The sequence below is a fragment of the Actinoplanes sp. NBRC 101535 genome (assembly GCF_030269225.1).
Lineage (GTDB): Bacteria > Actinomycetota > Actinomycetes > Mycobacteriales > Micromonosporaceae > Actinoplanes > Actinoplanes rectilineatus.
Window position 1 is genome coordinate 160,468 of the sequence record NZ_BSSY01000007.1, and the last position, 16,243, is coordinate 176,710.

Annotated in this window: 14 protein-coding genes; 8 read left to right on the forward strand and 6 right to left on the reverse strand. The window is 70.1% G+C overall.

What is annotated here, in order from left to right; genetic code table 11:
- Positions 1 to 319: 319 nt before the first annotated feature.
- Positions 320 to 4,558, forward strand: a complete 4,239-nt coding sequence (gene fxsT / locus QSK32_RS21000; protein WP_285472847.1) for an FxSxx-COOH system tetratricopeptide repeat protein — start codon at positions 320 to 322, stop codon at positions 4,556 to 4,558.
- 18 nt (positions 4,559 to 4,576) lie between these two features.
- On the opposite strand, the gene QSK32_RS21005 is transcribed toward fxsT, so the two are convergent.
- From QSK32_RS21005 to QSK32_RS21015, 3 genes are read right to left on the reverse strand one after another with little or no spacing between them, the layout of a single operon-like run.
- The gene (locus QSK32_RS21005; RefSeq protein ID WP_285472848.1) at positions 4,577 to 5,800 is read right to left on the reverse strand and encodes an aKG-HExxH-type peptide beta-hydroxylase; all 1,224 of its coding nucleotides are present in this window, start codon (positions 5,798 to 5,800) and stop codon (positions 4,577 to 4,579) included.
- A complete protein-coding gene (locus QSK32_RS21010; RefSeq protein WP_285472849.1) occupies positions 5,797 to 6,000 on the reverse strand; it encodes a hypothetical protein in 204 nt (67 codons plus the stop codon). The genes QSK32_RS21005 and QSK32_RS21010 overlap by 4 nt, the downstream gene beginning before the upstream one ends.
- 58 nt (positions 6,001 to 6,058) lie before the next feature.
- Positions 6,059 to 6,973: an S-4TM family putative pore-forming effector gene (locus tag QSK32_RS21015; protein WP_285472850.1), complete on the reverse strand. Its 915-nt coding sequence runs from the start codon at positions 6,971 to 6,973 to the stop codon at positions 6,059 to 6,061.
- A gap of 167 nt (positions 6,974 to 7,140) precedes the next feature.
- On the opposite strand from QSK32_RS21015, the gene QSK32_RS21020 reads away from it, so the two are divergent.
- The 3 genes from QSK32_RS21020 to QSK32_RS21030 all read left to right on the forward strand — a co-directional run bounded on the left by QSK32_RS21020 (position 7,141) and on the right by QSK32_RS21030 (position 9,894).
- Positions 7,141 to 7,899 carry a DsbA family protein gene (locus QSK32_RS21020; protein WP_285472851.1) on the forward strand — a complete coding sequence of 253 codons (759 nt, stop codon included), beginning with the start codon at positions 7,141 to 7,143 and terminating at the stop codon, positions 7,897 to 7,899.
- The gene (locus tag QSK32_RS21025; protein WP_045747387.1) at positions 7,896 to 8,516 is read left to right on the forward strand and encodes a vitamin K epoxide reductase family protein; all 621 of its coding nucleotides are present in this window, start codon (positions 7,896 to 7,898) and stop codon (positions 8,514 to 8,516) included. Before QSK32_RS21020 ends, QSK32_RS21025 begins: the two co-directional genes overlap by 4 nt.
- Before the next feature lie 277 nt (positions 8,517 to 8,793).
- Positions 8,794 to 9,894, forward strand: a complete 1,101-nt coding sequence (locus tag QSK32_RS21030; RefSeq protein ID WP_285472852.1) for an FAD-dependent oxidoreductase — start codon at positions 8,794 to 8,796, stop codon at positions 9,892 to 9,894.
- Between the two features lie 184 nt (positions 9,895 to 10,078).
- On the opposite strand, the gene QSK32_RS21035 is transcribed toward QSK32_RS21030, so the two are convergent.
- Positions 10,079 to 10,753 carry a GyrI-like domain-containing protein gene (locus QSK32_RS21035; protein ID WP_285472853.1) on the reverse strand — a complete coding sequence of 225 codons (675 nt, stop codon included), beginning with the start codon at positions 10,751 to 10,753 and terminating at the stop codon, positions 10,079 to 10,081.
- A gap of 212 nt (positions 10,754 to 10,965) precedes the next feature.
- Here QSK32_RS21035 and QSK32_RS21040 point away from each other — a divergent pair, with 212 nt between their 5' ends.
- On the forward strand, positions 10,966 to 11,997 hold the full coding sequence (locus QSK32_RS21040) for an aminoglycoside phosphotransferase (protein ID WP_285472854.1): 1,032 nt from the start codon (positions 10,966 to 10,968) through the stop codon (positions 11,995 to 11,997).
- A 10-nt stretch (positions 11,998 to 12,007) separates the two neighbouring features.
- On the opposite strand, the gene QSK32_RS21045 is transcribed toward QSK32_RS21040, so the two are convergent.
- Entirely contained in the window at positions 12,008 to 12,646 is a 639-nt protein-coding gene (locus QSK32_RS21045; RefSeq protein ID WP_285472855.1) for a YitT family protein, read from the reverse strand.
- Between the two features lie 98 nt (positions 12,647 to 12,744).
- On the opposite strand from QSK32_RS21045, the gene QSK32_RS21050 reads away from it, so the two are divergent.
- Both QSK32_RS21050 and QSK32_RS21055 read left to right on the forward strand, forming a co-directional pair.
- Positions 12,745 to 13,206 carry an Lrp/AsnC family transcriptional regulator gene (locus tag QSK32_RS21050; protein ID WP_285472856.1) on the forward strand — a complete coding sequence of 154 codons (462 nt, stop codon included), beginning with the start codon at positions 12,745 to 12,747 and terminating at the stop codon, positions 13,204 to 13,206.
- Positions 13,207 to 13,294: 88 nt separating this feature from the next.
- Positions 13,295 to 14,473: a glycosyltransferase family 39 protein gene (locus tag QSK32_RS21055; protein WP_157411522.1), complete on the forward strand. Its 1,179-nt coding sequence runs from the start codon at positions 13,295 to 13,297 to the stop codon at positions 14,471 to 14,473.
- Here the strand turns inward: QSK32_RS21055 and QSK32_RS21060 are convergent.
- Complete coding sequence (locus tag QSK32_RS21060; RefSeq protein WP_285472857.1) at positions 14,470 to 15,006, reverse strand: TetR/AcrR family transcriptional regulator; 537 nt, start codon at positions 15,004 to 15,006, stop codon at positions 14,470 to 14,472. The two genes, QSK32_RS21055 and QSK32_RS21060, sit on opposite strands and share 4 nt — an antisense overlap.
- 85 nt (positions 15,007 to 15,091) lie before the next feature.
- On the opposite strand from QSK32_RS21060, the gene QSK32_RS21065 reads away from it, so the two are divergent.
- Positions 15,092 to 15,784 carry an alpha/beta fold hydrolase gene (locus tag QSK32_RS21065; RefSeq protein ID WP_285472858.1) on the forward strand — a complete coding sequence of 231 codons (693 nt, stop codon included), beginning with the start codon at positions 15,092 to 15,094 and terminating at the stop codon, positions 15,782 to 15,784.
- The last annotated feature ends 459 nt before the right edge of the window (positions 15,785 to 16,243 follow it).

Below are 16,243 nucleotides of genomic sequence, written 5' to 3' on the forward strand. Positions count from 1 at the left end.
GTGGACGGCTCTGGCCATCGCGACCTTGCGCGGGCGGCGGCTGCGGCTCACCGAACTGAGACACCGACGCGCGATGAGAGGCGTCCTGTCGTATTGAACTTCGGCGCGTATCGGTGACGGATGGATGTACTCACCGGACCGGTATCTGTCCTATCGCGGACAGCGACGATAGTCTCGGGCGGTGTTCGGTGCGAATTGCCTGTACCAGCCGAATTCACATCGATTGGAGTCAGTCTTTCTGCCTGTTGTGGCTTGTGAGGGCGCATCGCTACGGTGTGTACGACGTCGACCCGGCGTCCGTCGATGCGTGAGGGGCCGGATGGTCACGGGCAGCGCACCCGAGTCGCTCGAGGATGTCCTCGGCGGCGGTGGCGCGGCTGCCCTCCGGCGGTGGGCTGAGCAGGAACACCGCTCGGTGCGGTTGACGAATCCTCGCTGGACGGCGAGCGGTTACACCGGTTCGGTCCTGGCGGCGATCGTTGTCAGCACGCCCGGCGAACCGGATCGTCAGGTGATCGTCAAAGCCTGCCCGCCAGGACCCTACGCCGAGGAGACCGGGGCGCACCGGGAGGCCTTGGCGCACTCCGATCCCGGCTTCTTCGAGCGTCATCTGGTGGATCTCGCCCACCCGCCCTACCCGATCGATGGTGGTGGGCGGCTGATGTTTCAGCAGGTCGCCGGCTCGACCCTCGACTTCGTGACGCTCTCCCACGTGGCCGACGAGCATCTGCCCGAGGCGTGCAGGCGGGTGGTGGACGGCGTGATCCGGCAGTGGAAGCCGACCGCTTTCCGGTCCCTGCAGACCACGGTCGGGGCATACCTGCGGGGAGAGTTCGACCGGGCGACGAGCACGGGTGCGCCGGTCGCGGCGCTCGGGGCCGCACTCGGGCTGGCGGGGTCCGGTCACCGGTATCTGCGGGACGGCGTCGGGCAGATGCCGGTCGACATCCCGAACCCTCTGCTGATGTTCCACGACGAAACGCTGGCGGCGGACCTGCCGATCGACGTCGTCGTCGGACTGGCCCACGGCGACCTGCACACCGAGAACATCCTGATCCCGAACACCTTCGACGCGCCGAGGATCAACGAGTTCCGGTTGGTTGACCTCTCCGCTTTCCGGACCGACGCGCCGGTGACCCGCGACCCGGTCACCCTGATGCTCTCGGTCATCGCGCCGACCATCGCGGATCTGCGTATCGAGGAGCAGGAGTCGCTGCTCGCCTACGTCCTTGCGCCGTGGAAGGCGCCGCCCCGCCTGAGTGCGCTGACCGCCCGGACCCTCGAAGCCATCCACGGCACCGGCTTCGAAGCGATCCGGTCGATGCACCTGGGCGACTGGCGTTCGCAGTACCTTCTGTCGATCGTCGCGACCGCTCTGCAGTTCACCTCCTTCTCCAGTGTCAGTGATGAGGGCCGGTGGTGGTTCTTCCGGCTGGCCGGAAACGCCGGCGGCGAGTTCCTCCGCAAGCATCAGCGGTACGCGCCGAGCGGTGCGCTGACCCTGCGGCGGCCGGTGTCCTGGCCGCAGCCGGAGGGGGCAGCGGTGGACAGCGTGGTGATCAGTCTCGACGACGACAGCCGTGACGCGCTGGCGCGGTTGATCGCGGCGCTCCCGGCTGCCGTGCTGCACCGGCAGTACGCGGAGATGGTGGATCCGCGGTCCGCGGTCACCCAGCCGAACTGGGCGGATCCCGCGGCGGTCGTCGCCGCCGTGGCGCGGGACATCGACGCCGTCGCGGGCATGGCATCGCTGTTGATCTACGCGGAGAGGCTGGCGCATGCGTCTTCCGGAGGCGCCCGTCTGCAATTGCATTCCTGGCTCCTGAAGGCGGGCCGGCTCCATTATCCGCAGGACCGTCTCCGCGAGTTGTGCTCGGCCGTGAGCAGGCTTTTTCCGGGCGAAGCTGCCTCAACGCCCGCGCGGCGAGTGGGACAATCGGCGGAAGAATCGCCATACTCCCGGCAGGAAACTGACGTTTTGTCCGAATTCATCTCTCCGGGAGGACCCACCGTGCTGACCCCGTCATCGGTCTCGTCCCCCACGCCGCAGGTTCCGGTTGAGAAACCACGGCCGATCCGTGGCGGACTGCCGCAGAAGAACCCCGACTTCACCGGCCGCGAATCGATGCTGAGAATGCTCGGCCGGATGCTGGATGCCGATTCCGAGGTGTCGGTCGTTCCGCAGGCGTTGCACGGTCAAGGCGGTGTCGGCAAAACGCAGCTCGCGGCGGAGTTCGCCTATCGTCACGCCGATCAGTACTGGCTGGTCTGGTGGATGACGGCGGAGAGCGCCACGCAGGTGCGTGGCTCCTTCGCCCAGCTGGCGCAGCGGCTCGGCATCCCGGTCGGTCAGGACATGAAGCAGACGTCGGCGCTCGTGATCGAGGCGTTGTCGGCGAGCCCGTTCCGCTGGCTCCTGGTGTACGACAATGTCGAGAACCCGGAGACACTGACCGGTCTCGTGCCGTCGACCGGGGCCGGGCACGTCATCGTCACCTCCCGGAACAACGCGGCCTGGTCCGCCCGGGGCAACGCGATCGAGGTCGACGTCTTCGAGCGCGAGGAGAGCGTCCAGCTCATCCAACGTCGGGGCCGCACGATCGACGACGGCAGTGCGGACCTGCTCGCCGAGAAGTTGGGTGACCTGCCCCTGGCCCTGGAGCAGGCGGCGAACTGGCACGCCACCACCGGCATGCCCATCGAGGAGTACCTGGAGCTGCTCGACGTCAATCTGGAGGAGCTGCTCTCCGAGGGTAAACCGATCGACTACCCGCAGACGCTCTACGTCATGCTGAAGCTGGCGATGCACCGACTCCGCGCGGAGTTGCCGGCCGCCGCCGAACTGCTCGAGCTGTTCGCCCATCTCGGCCCGGTGGCGTTCCCGGTGTCCATGCTGCGGGCCGGGCGGGGCAGCGGGATCAGCGAGAACCTGAAGAAGGCGCTGGACCGTCCGATCGAGCTGAACCGGGCCATTCGTGAAATCCGGCAACTGGGCCTCGCGAAGGTCGACGAGGGGCAGCGTATCGAGGTGCACCGCTTGACCCAGCGGGTGCTGCGGACCGAGCTCGTCGAGGATCGGCTCCGGCAGGCCCGGGACAACGCTCAGCGCATGCTGGCGTATGCCAATCCGGGCTACCCGGAGGACCGGGACAACTGGCCGGTCTTCCGGGAGATCGCGCCGCACCTCGAGCCCGCCGAGATGATCGACGCTGCCGACGACACCGTCCGGCTCGTGGTCGTCGACCAGATCCGGTACTTCTTCGTGATCGGCGACTACGAGGCCAGCCGATCGTTGGCGGAGACGGTCGTCGAGCGGTGGACGACAGGGGCACCCGGTCCGGACGACGAGCTCACCCTGATCGCGCGCCGGCATCTGGCGAACGCCTGCCGTCTGCTCGGTGAGACGGACCGGGCCGCTTTGCTGGACACCGAGACCTTCGAACGCCTGTTGCGGGACCCCCGGTTCGGGGAGGACCACGAGTACACGCTCAACACCGCCAACAACCTCGGCGTGAACCTTCGCTTCAAGGGCGAGTTCGTCGAGGCGTTGCGGCGGGAGGAGGACAACTTCGCGCGGCACCTGCGTGTGCTCGGCCCGGACGAGCCGGGCACCTGGCGTGCGCAGAACAACCTCGCGGTGAGTCTGCGGCACCTGGGCGCGTTCACCGAGGCGGCGGTCCAGGACGACGAGATCCGCCAGCGGTGGAGCAAACAGGTCGGCGACGACGACCTCCGCACGCTGCTGTGTGTGGTCAACCTGGCACACGACTATTACGGCCAGGGTCGTTACAGCCAGGTCCTGACCATGATGCGGACCGTCGTGCCGCAGTATCAGGTCGTGCTCGACCCGCGGCACCGGGACTCCCTGACGGCGAACCGTACGCTGGCGATGGGACTACGGAAGTGCGGGTTCTACGCCGAGGCGCGTGACATCGGCCGGCAGAGCTACCGCGACACCTACACGCGGTTCGGCCCACGCCATGAGCACACGCTGGCTGCCATGGTCACCTTTGCGAACGCGTTGCGCTGCTGCGACCGTAAGGCGGACACCGTCGAGGCCCGGACCCTCATGCGTGAGGCAGTCGACGGCTACCGGGAGACGTTCTCCGCGGAGCATCCACTGGCGCTGGCCGCCAAGGTCAACCTGGCGGTGGCGCTGCGGGCCACCGGCGATCATGAGGAGGCGCGGCAGATCGGCGCCGCCGCGCTCGAAGGCCTCACCGCACGTCTGGGCGCCGCTCATCCGTACACGCTGGCGGCGGCGAGCGGCCAGGTGGAGGACCTGTTCCTCGCCGGCATGGTCGGGCCTGCCAGTGAGCTGGCATCGTCGGTGCACCAGATGTCGGTCGTCGAGCGTGGCGCGGACCATCCGGACACCCTCGGCTGTGCGCTCAATGCCGCCCTGCTCCGCATGGAGTGCGGCGAGGACGGTGCGCAGGCTCTGTTCGACACCACGCTGAAGGATCTGGGGCGGGTCCTGGGCGCGGAGCATCCGGCGACCCTCGACGCGGTGCGCGGCCGCCGGCCGGAGTGCGACATCGAGCCGCCGCAGCTGTGAGGGGCCGGTCGACCGCGATCACCCCTGATGCCGCCGCTCCCACACGGCGCGGTCGGCCGCCACCCGAGCGGCCGCTGTCGTCGCGGCAGTGGTCCGCACCGGCGTGTCGCCGAGAGCGGCGGACCGGTGCGCGAGTATCGCCGTGAACCGTCGCCCCTGCGATGTCAGGCCGGAGGCCTCCGGGAGGGTCCGCATGACCTCGGCGAGCTGTGCTCGTCGGAGTGCGAACCCGTTCTCCACCCGGTCCCCGCCCACCCCGGCTGACAACAGGGCCTGCTGAGTCTCTGCGACGGCGAGAAACGCGAACACCCCGTGGAGGAGGCCGCCCAAGGGGCGCGGGTCGGGCCGCCAGGGTGCGAAGTGCACGGCCGGCGAGCCGGGTTCATGGAGGACACAGAACTCGAGCAGGCCGTTGAGCAGCGAGTGCGACCACTCGTGGACCAGCGTCATGGCGAAGCCCGGCGCGTCGACCGGATCAGTGGCGGCCAGCGCGCCGAGAGCGTCGGCACTGCTGACACTCAACTCGGACATGTGGGGCGTGGCGGCCAGGGGCACGAGAACGCGCAGGCCGCCGCCCACCTGTTCGGCGGCGGGCGTGGCGTACCGGTGGAGAAGCTCCCAGGCTTCCAGGAGCGTCGTTCGCCAGCTGTGGAGATCGGGGTCGGACACGCGTCGGCTGGGGGTGGTACGGAACGTGTCCCGGTACGGGTCCTGATCATCGAAGAGCAGACGGATGCCGTCACCCACGAGCTGACGGGCTGGACTCCACCCGGCGTGCGGGGAACGGACGATCAGACGTTCCCGAACGCTGACCTCGACGTCGCCGGTGTTGTTCAGGCGAACGGTACCGGTGCCGGGGAAGTGCAACGATTCGCGGAATGCGGGAATCGTCAGGTCGGCGTGCACGCCGGTCCGCAGGGCCGCGACCGCCGCAAGGACGCTGAGCCGGCCGGCGACCGCGTCCGGTTTCTCGGTGCCGGCCAGGATGCGGGCTGCCCACGGGCCCAGCCAGCCTTCCCGGAGGATCGCGGCGACCGCAGCCGGATCGCGGCGCTGCCCTTCGGCCAGTACGGACAGCGCGGCTTCCCCGTTCACGGCGCCGACACTTCGCAGGGCGTGTGCGGCGAGCAGCAGGAGCCGGCTGTCGTCAGCCCGGTACAGCGCCTCGATCACCTGACGGTCCGGTCGTCCCCAGGCGATGGCGGTGAGCTGTGCTGCGGACAGGCGGTGGCGGGCCGTCACTGGGCGTTGAAGCTGTTCCAGCCGGCCACCACGGATGGCCGATCGCGATGCTCGGCCACGATCGCGGCGATCGACTTGGCGAGATCGGAGTCCGGGGTGTGGAGCAACTCCAGTAACGTCCGGCCGGTCACGTCGGCGGCAGCCGACTCCGACGAGTCCAGCTCCGGAAACGGTTCCTCAGGAGTCGCTTGCTCGTGCACAGGGCCTCCCCGCGGCTCGCACCCGGTTTCTCCCCGCACTGTAACCATTGCACTGTGTCTATGGCGATGATGGTCTTTTCGGTGCTGACCTGCCGAGATCCGCCACCTCCCGCTGGAAGTCGACCCGGTCGCGGGGCCGGAAGTGCAGGAAGAACCAATCCGGCACCCGGGCCTGGGTGCGCCGCGTGGCAAGAAGGACATCCTGCACCTGACGCGCGAGGACGGTGAGGTCGGCCGTGGCGGCCGGGCGGTCGCGCTGTTCGCGGAAACGGTCGGTGACCAGGGCCAGCACGCGTGATCGTGTCGCAGATGTCTCGGCCTGCCTGCGGTAGAGGTCGGAAGCGGTCAGCAGCATGCCCAGTGCGGGGACGAACCAGATCACCAGCAGTTGCCCGATCGGCATCTGCAGCAGCGTGCCGGCGAGGATGCCGGCTAGCGGCCAGCTGATCAGGAGGGCCAGCACCGCCGCGGCGAAACGGCGCCGGATCCGGGCTCCCCAATGCAGGTTCTGCATCTGGCAGGCCAGCACGTCCAGCGGCCACGGAAGGTCGTCGACGACTCCCCGGACCTCGTAGTAGTCGCGCACCAGGTGCTCCGGTCCCCGGAATCGTCGTGCCAGGTCGCTGATCTCGGCAGGTGGTGGGCGACTGCCCGCGGCGGCGGTGTTCCACTCGATGCCGAAAAGGGTCACGTCGAACAGTTCCTGTGCCGCCGCGGCCCGGGACAGGGCGCGCTGGGTCCACACGGTGAAGCCGAGGCCCTGCAGGAGCGCCCACCCGGCGCCCAGGGTGGCCACCGGTGCGGTCAGCGTGGGAACCAGGACAGCCGCTGTCGAGGTCAGGGCGACCAGGACCGACATGATGATGCGACCGCCCTCGAGGCGCTGGACGCGGGCGTGGGCCGCGGTCATCGCGCGGGCCAGGGTCAGGACGTCGGGGGTGTTCTGCCGATCGGCGATCGAGGACACCGGCACCCTGCCACGCTCTCACGGAACGGTGATCGGTAGCTATACGGGACTTCGTGCCCGGTGTGGGGCGGGACCAAGGTCCCGAGTCGGCCGCCGGCGGGCCTGACATCGGTGCCGGCGGCCGAAAACGGGTCGGATGTGGACCACCCTGTCTTCGGACCGGGAGGAAGCGGATGAGTAAGAAGGCCAAGAACCGCCGTGAAGCGGCGCAGAAGGCGGTCACCAGGGCGCGTGGCGGGCAGCGCGGCAATCGGGTGATCATGGGCATCGGTGGGGTGGTGATCGTGGCGCTGGTCGCGGCGATCGCCGTCTCGGTGACCAGCGCGATGCGGGGGAGTTCCGGTGGCGGGGGCGGGGCGCTCGTGACGCCGGCCGCGGCCACCGGCGACGGGGGGATCCGGGTCGGGCCGGAGGGGGCGGCGACCACCGTGGCCGTCTATCTGGACTACATGTGCCCGTACTGCGGGAAGTTCGAGCGGGCCAACAGCGGTGACCTGACCGCGCTGGTGGAGGACGGCACGACGGCCCTGGAACTGCATCCGCTGTCGTTCCTGGACGCGCAGTCCCAGGGCAACCGGTACTCGACGCGGGCCGCCAACGCGGTGGTCACCGTCGCGGACAAGGACTCCGAGCGGGTGCTGGCGTTCAACGCGGCGCTGTTCGCGAACCAGCCCGATGAGGGCAGCGCCGGGCTCGACGACGCCGCGATCGCCGAACTGGCCGCCGGGGCGGGAGTGTCGCAGGCGGTGATCGACGCGTTCGGCGACCGGATCTACGTGCCGTGGATCGAGAAGACCACCGAGGCCGCTTTCGACGGCGGCATCACGGGTACGCCCACCGTGCTGATCAACGGGGTGAAGACCGGGGTCGACCTGTACACGGCCGGGCCGCTGCGGGAGGCGGTCATCGCGGCCGCGGGCGCCGCGCGGTGAGCACCGTCCTCGAGCGGGTCCGCGGGGTCCGGCACGCGGACGGCTGGATCTTCGGGACGATGCTGGTGTCCGCGCTGATCAGCCTCACCGCGTCGTTCGTGCTCTCGGTCGACGCCGTCGAGCTGGCCCGCAACCCGTCGGCGGACCTCTCCTGCAACATCAACACGGTGGTCAGCTGTGGGACGGTCGGGTTGTCCTGGCAGGCGCAGCTGTTCGGGTTCCCGAACGCGTTCCTCGGCCTGATCGCGGAACCCGTGGTGATCACGCTGGCGGTGGCGGCGCTCGGCGGGGTCCGGTTTCCGCGCTGGTTCATGATCGCGGCGCAGACCGTGTACACGCTCGGGCTGGTCTTCGCGTACTGGCTGTTCCAGCAGGCGCTGACGGAGATCGGAGCGCTGTGCCCGTGGTGCCTGCTGGTCACGGTCTCCACCACGCTGGTGTGGGTGTCGCTGACGCACGTGAACATCCGGGACGGGCATCTGCCGCTGCCGGCGCGCTGGCGGGGATGGGCTCGGGACGCGATCGCCAACGACCTGGACGCCCTCGCCGTTACGGTGTGGCTGCTGGTGCTCGTCCTGATCATCGTGAGCCGTTACGGGGCCGCGCTCTTCGGGTGACGCCGCTCCCGGCGTACCCCACATGATCTTCAAGAGAGTAACCGGCGCGCTCGGCGTGGTGCGGCGGAGCTCCCGGTTCGGCGTGTGGTGGTGGATCGCTGCGGCACCGGTCCTCAAGTGTGCGCCGAGCGCGCGGAACGCCAGGCCGTTCTCGCCGAATTCGTCGAGCGGTGCCGCCGCTGCCTCGATGATCCGGGGATGGGAGATCCCATCTTGACACTTCTGGAATGCCGTTCCGCACTGTTGGAGCGGCATTCCAACGGCGGCGGGAGTCATCATGAAGACCACGGTCACGATCATCGGTGCGGGACTCGGCGGCCTCACCCTCGCCCGGGTGCTGCATCTGCACGGCATTCCAGCCCGCATCTACGAGGCCGAGGCGTCACCACAGGCCCGGACCCAGGGCGGACAACTCGACATCCATCAACACAACGGGCAGGTCGCGCTGGCCACGGCCGGACTGACCGACCAGTGGCGGGCGATCATCCACGAGGGTGCGGAGACCGCCCGGATCCTCGACCGCGACGGCAAGGTGCTCTTCGAGGAACCCGGCGACGGCGAGGGCGGGCGCCCCGAGGTGCTCCGCGGCGAGCTGCGCCAGGTGCTGATCGACTCGCTGCCCGAGGACACCATCGTCTGGGGGCGCAGACTCGCCGCGGCCGACGGGCGGGAGCTGCGGTTCGCCGACGGGAGCACGGTCACCGCCGACGTGCTGGTCGGCGCGGACGGCGCCTGGTCCAAGGTGCGGCCGGTGCTCTCCGCCGCCGTTCCGGAATACGTCGGGACCACGTTCGTGGAGACCTACCTGCACGACGTCGACGTGCGGCATCCGGCCACGGCCACCGCGGTCGGCAGAGGCGCGATGTATGCGCTGACCCCGGGACAGGGCATCACCGCGCACCGCGAGGCAGGGGACGTCATCCACACGTACGTTCAGGTCAACCGCCCCGCCTCCTGGTCGCAGGGGATCACCGCGGACCGGGTGGCAGCCGAGTTCGCCGGATGGGCGCCGGAACTCACCGCGCTGATCCGCGACAGCGACACGCCACTGGTCACCCGGCTGATCCACACCCTGCCGACCGGGCACCGCTGGGACCGGGTGCCGGGCGTGACCCTGATCGGCGACGCCGCCCACCTGATGCCGCCGGCGGGCGAGGGCGCGAACCTGGCGATGCTCGACGGGGCGGAACTCGGCTCGGCGCTGGCCGCGCACCCCGGCGACGTGGAGGCGGCACTGGGCGTCTACGAGGCGGCGATGTTCCGGCGCACCGAGGCGGAGTATGCCGACGCCGCCCGGATCCTGGACCTGTGCCTCGGCGAGCGGGCGCCCTACGGGCTGATCGAATTCTTCGCCGGGGCGTTCGCCGCGCAGGCGTGACATTCCTTTTCGCGTACGCCGAAAGCACCCGCCCCTGGCGCTCCGGAAGGGAACGTCCCGCACGGGCGGCAGGTCCCGCCGTCTCCTGGGATCGGGCGATGACGCGGTGACGCACCCCAGCGGAACCCGGTCGGCGCGATGACCGGGGCCTCCACCGGAACGCGGTCCCGCGAACCCGCGGTTCCTACGGCGCCCCGACCGGCTGCCGGAGAATGGTGCGCAGCCGCTCCGGTGCCACCCGGCGGGCGTCGCTGAGATAGATCTCGTGGTGCCGTCCGGTCATCGACAGCCCATGACCCGGGATGACCTCCCGGTGCATCCGCTCCAGGGTCGCCGCCTCGTCGTCGTAGGACCCGACATGAAGCGTCTGCACCACCCGGCCCTCCACGAGGGTTTCCAGCCGCACCTCGTCGAGCCGCCGCGGACCGCCCTTGGCCGCGACCTCACCCCGCGCCACGTCGACCATCCCCTGATCCACCCAGTCCGGCACCATGATCAGAAGAGTCCAGTTCCAGCGCGACTTGTCCCGAGCCGCGGTGAACGACTCCATGTCGTCAGCCCACCACAACCCCTCCAGGGGCATCACCACGTAGTCGCGGCCCAGCTGCCGCCTGCTGGCGAACTTGAGCCGGTAGGCGAGCGGGTAGAGCGCGGCGGTCGCCTCCGCGAACTCGGGACCGGCATTCGGATCCCCTTGCCCGTCGATCATCAGGTACCGCAGCGGAGGCACGTCCACCAGCGCGAACTCGCCCCGGCGCGCTCGGTAGGCCGCGATGCTCCTCTTGAAGTCGACCTTCTGGCCCTGCCGGCCCTCTCGGCCTTCTTCGCTCCTCCGGCCCCGCGCCTGATCCGCTGCCATGCGAGCTCCCCGTCGCCGTCGCTCTCTCCTCAGCGAGGGTACGACCCGAGTCCACTCCCGCCCTGCCCCGCAACCGGATCCCGCCCGCCCTGCCCCGGTACGCGCATCGGCGGGACCGGTAGCCCGTACGGGTCGGCGTGCGCCGGCGGTAGCACTGCGGGGCCGGAAACTCCAGGCGTGATCTCGGGGTGTGCGGGCCCTAGGTTCGGAAGGTGACTATTCCCAGTGACCTGATGCAGCACGGGTGGACCGCCGACCGGCTGGAGCACGGCACCGCCAACGAGGTCACCGGCGGGGTCTGGCGGGTTCTCCGGGACGGCTCCCCGGCCGTCGTGAAGGTGGCGACGCCGCACCGGTCCGGTGCCGTGCCGCACCTCGCCGCGAGTGACGACCCCGGGCACTTCAACTACTGGCGGCGCGAGCCGTGCGCGTACACATCGGATGTTCCTGGTTCGGTCTTCGCCGAAGGCGGCCTTTCCGCGCCGGAGTGTCACGAGGTGCGGGAACGCGCCGACGGTTCGGTGGCGATCTGGCTGGAGGACGTCGCGGCGACGCCCGGCGCGTCGTGGGGCCCGGCCGAGCTGGGCGACGTCGCGGAACGGCTCGGCGCCGCCCAGGCCCGGTGGCTCACCGAGAAGCCCGTCGCGGCGGCCTGGTGGCCCCGGGACTTCCTCGCCGACGCGACCCTGGCCCAGCCGGTGCCGGAGGATGTCGACTGGGATCATCCGGTGGTGGCGTCCGCCTGGTCACCGGCGTTGCGGGGCGGACTGCGGCGGCTGTGGGAGCGGCGGTTCGGGGTGCTCGCGGCGTCGCGGGCCCTGCCGCAGACCATCTGTCACCACGACGTGTGGGCGATGAACCTGATCGCCGCGCCGCGCGGGCCGGTGCTGCTCGACTGGGCGTTCGTCGGCCCCGGCGCCGTCGGCGGTGATCCGGCGTTCCTCGCGCTCGACGGCTTCCTCGACGGGCTGATCGACGTGGCGCTGCTCGGCGAGGTGCTGGAGACCGTGACCGGTTCCTACGCGCGGGGGCTCGGCGGTGCCGTGCCCGTGGACGAGGTGCGCCGGGCGATCCGGGTGACGGCGATGGCGCGGTATTTCTGGCTCGCGCCGCGGATGGTCGCGTCGGCCGGGGCGCAGGCGTCCACGGCCGGTTACACCTACGACACCCGGGACGCGGCGCAACGTCTCACCGACCGCGCGCCGGTCCTGCAGCTGCTCGCCGACTGGTCCGCCGACCTGTGAGGCCGGTGTTTCACAGCGCGGCCGGGTACCGCCCCGGCCGGTGGTTGACGACCAGCACCAGGTTGAGCACCGCCACCCCGGCCGCGGACAGCAGGACCGTCGACGGCGGCGCGGTGAACGCCGACAGAACGATCACCGTCGCGTCCAGGGCCAGCAGCACGTATCCGGCCCGCCAGCCGAACCGGTCCTGACAGACGATGGCGATCACGTTGAAGCCGCCGAGGCTGCTGTGGTGACGCAGAATGATCAGCAGTCCGATTCCGGCGGCCAGGTTGCCGAGCAGGGCCGCGTACACCGGATTGACCTGATCCAGGGTCATCAGCCGTGGTTGGAGCAGCGAGAACCCGGAGAGCATCAGCACGGAGAACACCGAACTCGCCACGAACCGCGGACCGCGGCGTTTCCATCCGAGGACGGCGAACGGCAGATTCACCGCGGTGAAGAGCAGCCCGAACGGCCACGAGGTGAGCTGGCTGATCAGCAGCACCAGCCCGGCCGTCCCGCCGGTCACCGCGCCCGAGCTCTTGATCAGGTAGAGCCCGAAGGCGGTGATCAGGGTTCCGCTGACCAGGGCGACGACGTCCTCGGCGAAGCTGTGCCGGGCGATCGTCGGGGTCGCGTCGGGGACGACGTGCTGGTCGGCTTGCATGCCGCCACCCTGCAAGATCATGATTGGGCGCGCAATGTGACGTTTCCCGGCTGCGCACCATGTCATCAGATCGTTGATCATGGTGCCAGAATGCTCAGATGGACCAGCTCGACGCCCGAATCCTGCTCGCCCTGGACGAGGATCCCGACGCCACCGCCCTGGCCCTCGCCCAGCGCCTCGGCATCGCCCGCAACACCCTGAGCTCCCGCCTGCACCGGATGCGCCAGTCCGGGGCGCTCCGCGAGTTCACCCGCCGCGTCGACCCCGCCCACCTGGGCCGCGGCATGGTCGCCTTCGTCTCGATCGCGCTGGCCCAGACCAGCGCGGCCGGGGTCACCGCCGCCCTGAGCGCCATCCCCGAAGTGATCGAGATGCACCGCACCACCGGCGAGGCCGACCTGCTGGTCAAGGTGGTCGCCCGGGACACCGCCGACCTGCACCGCCTGACCGACCTCATCGTCGCCGCGCCCGGCGTGGTCCGCACCAGCACCGCCATCTCCCTGCACGAGGAGATGCCGCTGCGGATCCGCGCCCTGATCGAAGAGGCGGGACAGCCGTGAACGGCACCGGTGCGATAGCCTCTGGCACCGACTGGGATCGATGACCGGAGGGGTGGTCCCCATCGAGCAGCCTCCGTCGCGGTGGATCATGAACTCCGCCGCACCGGCGATCGGGCTCTACCTCACGCTGCGGCTGCTCAGCCTCGAGGTGATGTATGTGCTTGCCTCGCACGCATACGCGCGAAGCCCCGGCAAGGAGGTCTATCCGGACGGGACGATCGGCAACCAGTGGCGCAGCTTCACGTCGTTCATGGACGCGCTGCTCTCCTGGGACGCCCGGTGGTATCTGAAGATCACCGAGCAGGGGCTGGGCGGCCCGATCGGTGCGGTCGACGCCGACGGCGTGCCGTACGCGTTCCGCCTGATGTTCTTCCCGCTCTACCCGATGCTGGCCCGGCCACTCGCCGACCTGCCGTTCGTCGACCCGGTCGCCGCCTGCCTGACCGTCTCGTTCGTCGCGGCCGTCGCCGCCGCCTGGGGCCTGTACGCGATCGGCCGCCAGGTCCACAGCCACCGCGCCGGGATCATGCTCGCCGCGGTCTGGGCGCTCGCCCCGGCCGCCATGACGCAGAACGGCGCGTTCACCGAGTCACTGTTCACCGCCCTGGCAGCCTGGACGTTGTACGCGCTGCTCCGCGAGAACTGGCTGGCCGCCGGACTGCTCGCCGGCCTGAGCGGGCTGAGCCGTCCCACCGCCGCGGCGCTGATCGGGACGGTCGGACTGGCCGCGCTGATCGCCGCCGCCCGTCGCCGGGACGGCTGGCGCCCGTACGCCGCGATGCTCCTCGCCCCGTCCGGCCTGCTCGCCTACCTGGCGTTCGCCGCGCACCGCCTCGGCGGCGTCGACGAGTACTTCACCATCCACAACAACACCTTCGGCGCCTGGTGGGACTACGGCGAGTCCACCTGGAAGACCGTCACCGACATCATGATCGGCGTCGACGACGACCACGCCGGCAAGCCGATCCGGATCCTCTCCGTGCTGATCCTGGCCGGTTTCGTGGTGCTGCTCGCCCTGCTGGTCCGCCGGGCGCCCTGGCCGCTGACCGTGTTCGCCGCCGCGACCCTGGTGCTGGCGGCCGGCTCCCACGCGCACATCTCGATGATGGGCCGGCATCTGCTGCCCGCCTTCCCGGTGCTGCTCATCCCGGCGATCGCCCTGGCCCGCGCCCGCAACCGCGATCTGATCCTGCTGCTCGGCCCGATGGCTCTATCGTCCGGTTGGTACGCCGGCTGGTTGCCCTTCATCTCGGGTCAGGCCATTTAGGGGTACGCGGTGAGCATGTCCAGGAACGCGTCGAAGGCCTCGTCGGCGCGGGTGGTGTCGCCGGTCGCCTCGAGGTCCAGGATCAGGCCACGGATCACCGCCAGCACCAGGGTGCCCCGCCCGGGCAGGCCCTCGTCGAGCGGGTGTAGCCAGTCGGTGGTGGCCTCCCGCCGGAACCCGGGCCACAGTTGCTGCTCGGCGCTCTCCCGCAGTTTGCCGAACATGCTGAGGTAGGGCCGCCCCGCGGGCCCGGTCATCGCCCGCCATGCCCGGCGCAACGTCTCCGGGTACGGCTCGTCCGGCCGCGGCCGAAGCAGCTCGCCGTAGAAGTCCCGTTGCCGCTGCCGGGCCCGCCCGAGGATCTCGCGGAGCAGCGTGTCCCGCGTCCCGAAGTGGTAGATCAACATCCGGGTGGACGCCCCGGACGCCGTCGACAACGGCTCGAGTCGCTCCGGCAGCCCGTGCGCGAGCGCATGATCGACGCAGGCGTCCAGGATCCGGTCGCGGATCGCGGGCTGCTTGTGCCGTCCCATCGCCGCACTTTTTCACGTAACAGACGCTACGTCTACCGTTGATACCGAAGCTCGGGTTCTCTTTTTCGGTCGTTTTGGGGGAATAATGCGTGTTGTCTTCGTGCATGGGGCGTGCGTCCGTGACGGATCCTGGTGGTGGCACCCGACCGCCGCCATCCTGCAGTCCCGGGGTGTCACCAGCGTCGCGCCGGGCCTGCCGAGCTGCGGCGAAGGCGGCGCCCCCGTCCCCATCGACGGTCTCCACGCCGACGTGGCTGCCGTCCGCGCCGTACTGACCGCCTCCACCGAACCAGTCGTGCTGGTCGGCCACAGTTACGGCGGCATCGTCGCCTCCGAAGCGGCGGTCGGCGTCGACACGGTCCGGCACATGGTGTTCATCTCCAGCTACCTGCCCGAGCCGGGCGAGTCCCTGTCCACGTTCGGAGCCAGCACCCCGCCGCCGTTCCTGGACTTCGACCCGGCCGGCGGCACCTTCGGCGGACGCCCCGAACTGTTCGCCGAAACCTTCGTCCAGGACTGCCCGCCGGACATCGTCAGCGAATCCCTGACCCGCCTGGTCCGGCAGACACTGGCGGTGACGCAGCAGCCGGTCCGGGAAGTGGCCTGGCCCGGCCTGCCCACCACGTACGTGGTCTGCACCGACGACCGTGGCACGCCGGCGGCCGCGCAGCGCGACTTCGCCCGCCGAGCCGACACAGTGATCGAACTTCCCACCGGCCACCACCCGTTCCTGTCCCAGCCCCAGGCCGTCGCCGACATCATCACCGCCCTGCCCTGATCAGCTCTGCGCTGCCCCGCCTGTTCGCCTCGCCCGGACCGGTCCGGCTCTGACCTGGGTGATCAGGGCTCCTATGCTCAGCCACGTCGCACCATGGTCCAGTTCCCGAGGCCGGCTACACGCAGTGGCAGCTACACGCAGTGGCAGCTACACACAGCGGCGGAACACACAGCGGCGGTGACACGCAGCGATGACCACACGCCCCGGCGGCCACACCAGTCCGGCCGTCGTTGGTGGCTGGGTGTCACCTCCTCAAGAACCGTGGAGGACGGCTCACCCGACCCCAGCCGTCACCTGAGGTCGGTCCGCGAGCCGAACACGACCGTGGATGACGGCCGGTGGGTTCGAGCCGTTGCTGGTGGTGGATTTTCGTCTCGCGGGGAACCGTGGCGGACGGCTCGGTCTGTCCAGCCGTCGGTCGTGGTCGGTTCGTGAGCGGGATACGACCGTGGTTGACGG